The organism is Caballeronia sp. LZ024 (genome assembly GCF_031451455.1).
In the GTDB taxonomy this organism is placed as follows: domain Bacteria; phylum Pseudomonadota; class Gammaproteobacteria; order Burkholderiales; family Burkholderiaceae; genus Caballeronia; species Caballeronia telluris.
Genome location: NZ_JARUXL010000001.1, coordinates 1,308,827 through 1,310,445, shown reverse-complemented (window position 1 = coordinate 1,310,445; position 1,619 = coordinate 1,308,827). Strand labels below are relative to the sequence as shown.

The window sequence follows — 1,619 nt, the reverse complement described above, 5'->3', positions numbered from 1 at the left end:
CCCCGCGAGTCGATGGAATATGACGTCGTGATCGTCGGCGGCGGCCCCGCCGGACTGTCGTCGGCTATCCGGCTCAAGCAGCTTGCGCAGGAAAAAGGCGTCGAAATTGGCGTGTGCGTGCTGGAAAAAGGCTCCGAAGTCGGTGCGCATATTCTCTCCGGCGCCGTGATGGACCCGCGCGCATTGAATGAACTGCTGCCCGACTGGAAGCAGAACGGCGCACCTTTGGATGTCGAAGTCACCGAAGACCGCTTTTTGTTCCTGACGCAGGACAGCGCGAAGCAGGTGCCCAACTGGCTTTTGCCTGATAACTTCAAGAATCACGGCAACTATGTCGTGAGCCTCGCGAACGTCACGCGCTGGCTCGGGCAACAAGCCGAAGCGCTCGGCGTTGAAATCTTTCCGGGTTTTCCCGCAGCCGAAGTGCTTTACAACGACGACGGCTCGGTGCGCGGTGTCGTCACGGGCAATATGGGTGTCGGCAAGGACGGCCAGCCGACCGAGAATTTCCAGCTCGGCATGGAGCTGCACGCGAAATACACGCTCTTTTGCGAAGGCGCGCGCGGTCATCTCGGGCGCCAACTCACCGACCGATTCAAGCTGCGCCAGAACGCCGATCCGCAGGTCTACGGCCTCGGCATCAAGGAGTTGTGGGAAATCGATCCGGTCAAGCATAAGCCCGGTCTCGTGATCCACACCGCTGGCTGGCCGCTGGAAAACGATACCTACGGTGGCTCGTTCCTGTATCACATGGATAACAACCAGGTGGTCGTGGGCTTTGTGGTCGGGCTGGGGTATTCGAATCCGTACCTGTCGCCGTTCGAGGAATTTCAGCGCTACAAGACGCATCCGTCGATCCGCAAGTTTCTCGAAGGCGGCAAGCGCATTTCCTACGGCGCGCGGGCGATCGCAGCGGGCGGAATGATGTCGCTGCCGAAGCTGGTGTTTCCGGGCGGCGCGCTGGTCGGGTGCAATGCGGGTTTCTTGAACGCATCGCGTATCAAAGGCAGTCATGCGGCGATCAAGACCGGCAAAATGGCCGCCGAAGCCGCGTTCGATGCCGTGCAAGCCGGCCGTCAGAACGACGAACTGACCGCTTACCCGGAAGCGTTCGACACGTCATGGCTCAAGACCGAGCTTTATCGCGCGCGCAACTTCAAGCAGTGGATGAGCAAGGGCCTGTATCTCGGCACGATGATGGTCGGGCTGGAGCAAAAGGTGATGGGCGGCAACGTGCCGTGGACGCTGCATCATCAACACTCGGACCACGAGACGCTGAAACCCGCGTCGCAATGCAAGCCGATCGTCTATCCGAAGCCGGATGGCAAGCTGACCTTCGATCGTCTGTCGTCGGTGTTCATCTCGAACACGAATCACGAGGAGAACCAGCCGGCGCACTTGACGCTGAAAGATCCGTCGGTGCCGGTGAACGTCAACTTGCGCACGTATGCGGGTCCGGAAAGCCGCTACTGTCCGGCGGCCGTCTACGAATTCGTCAAGGCCGACGACGGCGGCGAGCGCCTGCAGATCAACGCGCAGAACTGCGTGCACTGCAAGACCTGCGACATCAAGGACCCGACGCAGAACATCGTCTGGGTCACGCCCGAAGGCGGCGGCGG

At 60.8% G+C, this 1,619-nt stretch carries 1 protein-coding gene; it reads left to right on the top strand.

Annotated elements, in window-relative coordinates; all coding sequences use genetic code 11:
- The coding region (locus QCE48_RS05945) for an electron transfer flavoprotein-ubiquinone oxidoreductase (protein ID WP_309794096.1) at window positions 1–1,619 on the top strand (1,619 nt) is incomplete at both ends.